The 2,775-nt window shown below is 68.5% G+C and carries 1 protein-coding gene and 1 pseudogene; both read right to left on the reverse strand.

Going from position 1 to position 2,775, the window contains the following annotated elements:
* Nucleotides 1–166: 166 nt before the first annotated feature.
* Nucleotides 167–639, reverse strand: a pseudogene (locus GJ629_RS15295) (peptidylprolyl isomerase).
* A 45-nt stretch (nucleotides 640–684) separates the two neighbouring features.
* On the reverse strand, nucleotides 685–2,775 hold a 2,091-nt coding region (locus tag GJ629_RS16525), incomplete at its 5' end, for a hypothetical protein (protein ID WP_197428670.1).

Genomic DNA, 2,775 nt, shown 5'->3' on the forward strand with positions numbered 1-2,775 from the left:
TCGGTCGAGTGAAACGGCGCTCGCGGTGCTCGCGCCGTATGCTGGACCGCTACAGCACCGCAACGGCAGGCCTGCCCTTCCCCGACGCCGGCGACGAGACGCCGGCGCGGCCACCGCCTCCGCGGGCAGTATACCGTAGTCATCGAATCTACGTCCGCGGGCGGCGCTACCGCACCTCGACGACTTCGAGGTCGAACACGAGCGTCTGGCCCGCGAGTTCGTGGTTGAAATCTACCTCGACGGCGTCCTCGCGGACGGCGATGACATCGCCGTGGAGGCCGTTCTCAGCGTGGACGTGCATCCCGACCGCCGGGTCCTCACCGACCATCCCCGCGAACGTCTCGGGGTCGTACTCGCGTATCTTCTCGTCCTCGACGGTGCCGTAGGCGTCTCGGGCGGGACGGTCACGGTGGTGTCCTCGCCCTCGGCCATCCCGACCAGTGCCTCGTCCAGCCCGGTGATTATCTCGCCGGCGCCGACGGTAAAGGACAGCGCGGCGTAGTCCTCGGGGTCAGCCTCCTGTGCCTCGTCGAGGCCGTGTTCGGCGGCCACCTCGTACCGAGAGGTGTCGAAGACGGTCCCGTCCTCGAAGCGACCGACGTACTCGATGGTGACGCCGTCGCCGGGTTCGATTGCCATAGGCAGAGACGGGAGCGGCGAGGACAAAAACCGTTCGGCGGGCGCTCAGGCCGTCTCGACGGTGACCGTCTCGCCGTCTGCGGCGAGCGACAGGCCGTCCTGTAGCGACTCGGGACCGATCACCAGCGCCGTCGTTCGGTCGTCGAGCGTCCGGAGCGTCGCGGGGCGACCGCCGAGGGTCACGGTGCCCTCGTCGGTCGTGTTGCCGTAGCCATCGAGGTATGACCGGGCGGCGTCGGCGAACTCGCTGGCGTTGTCGGCGTCGTCGAAGCGGTGGACCCAGAGGTAACTGGCGTTGCCGTCGTCGGTCGGCCGGAGCGTGATAGCGGTGTCGTTGCCCCACCCGGCCGCGGCCGCGCTGGCCGTCTCGAAGTCGACGCCGTTGGCGAGGGCGTGTCTGGTGTAGGCCTCGCCCTTCCGGTCGGTCGCGCCGACGGTGTACGTCCCGTTGGTTTCGACCGAGACGGTCAGGGGGGCCGGCGGTTCGCTCCCGGCCGAGCGGTTGTGGAGGACCTGCTCGCTCGTCGTCGGCGGGTCCGCGTACACCCGCGACAGTTGTGCGGGCCGGTCGATGCGGTCGTGGATGTACCGCGCGCCGTCGCTGTACTGCCGGTTGCCGTAGGCCGTGGCCGTCCCGGGGTCGACGAGGGCGTCGATACCGGCGTACAGCTGGATGTTTCGGGGACCGTCGAAGGCGTAGAGGGCACGTATCTCGTCGGTGAGGTAGGTCGCGCCGCCCTCGACCATCGCGGTGGCGGCGAAACGGCCGTCGGTCGTCGCGTCGGTCCCCCTGTTGGCGTCGGCGATCCACCCCGCTTGTAACTGGGCGTAGTGGACCATCTCGTGAGTCGTCAGCAGGCGAACGAGCCACGTCGGCATCGCGTCGCTGCTCCGGAGGTTGATGCTGCCGTACCCGCCGACCGAGACGCCCGATAGCCACGCCGAACGGACCGTCTCCGATCCGAACGAGACGTTCCGGCCGGCGAGCGACGACCGTTCCATCCCGACCGTCTCGTCGAACGTCTGTCGGTCAAGGAGGTCGCCGAAGCCGGTCGTATTGGGCGACCGGTCCAGTTCCGGCAGGACGGTGACGGCGTCGGGTTCGGTGACGTCCGTCCCGAGGGCGAACTCGACCCGGTCGAACGTCGTGTCGGGGTCGACCGCCAGCGTCCCGTCCCGGACGGCGATACCGTCGGTCGACGACCGCTCGTCGGCGGCGTCGCCGTCGCTACCGGTAGTTTCCTCGGACCCGTCGGCGTCGCCGTCGCTCTCGTCCGTCTCCTCCACGTCGGATTCGCCGTCGTCAGTGGCGGTCTCGTTCCCGTCCGCCCCAGTCTCGTTCCCGTCGACCTCGGTCCCGTTGTCGTCGGAACCGATATCGACCGCACCGTCGGCCGCGTCGGGGAGCGTCACCGAGACGGACTCGTACTCGAAGTCGGTGACGCCCTCGATGGACTGATCGAGCGTGGAGCCACCGAGTTCGCTCGTCCAGTTAGCCCGCAGGGAGAACCGCTGGATTCTGTCGGTCTCCTGATCGACGTAGTAGGTTCCCGACGCGTCCTGCACTGTCGTCTCGTTGGAGAGAGCCGGTGACGTGGCGCTCCGGACGGCGGTGTAGTTCGCCTCGTCGAACTCGGCCTCGACGACGTACACGTCGGATCCGTCGAGCGTCGCCTCACCGCTGGCCGAGAGGGTCGCGTTGGCGAGATACTGGCGGGCCGGCCTGAGGAGGTCCCGGTACTCCAGAGTTCGCGAGGCGTTCTCCCCGAGGTCTATCTTGACCCACTCGCTGCCGAAGAGTCGAGCGTTACCCTGACTCCGACTGTACTGTGTGCCGTTGAATAAGTACGCCGCGGAGTTCACGGTCCGACCCTGCGTGGTGATCGTGGAAGTCTGCCGGAACCGCTCGCCGGTCCGATTGAGCAGGAGGTGCTGGTCCTGGCCGGTCGACCGCTCGACGTTGTTCGAGTCGACGACCGTCGTGAGGTTCCGGACCGCCCGGTACTGCTCGACGCCCCGGGTCGCCTCGATAGCGGCGTCGCTCACGTTCGAGGCGGGGAACGACAGCGGCGTCACCGCGACGCTGTCGTCGGCGTCGCTCTCACCGGCCTCCGTGCCGTTGCTCGTGTCACCGGT

This window comes from Halapricum sp. CBA1109 (genome assembly GCF_009741825.1).
Taxonomy (GTDB): Archaea; Halobacteriota; Halobacteria; order Halobacteriales; family Haloarculaceae; genus Halapricum.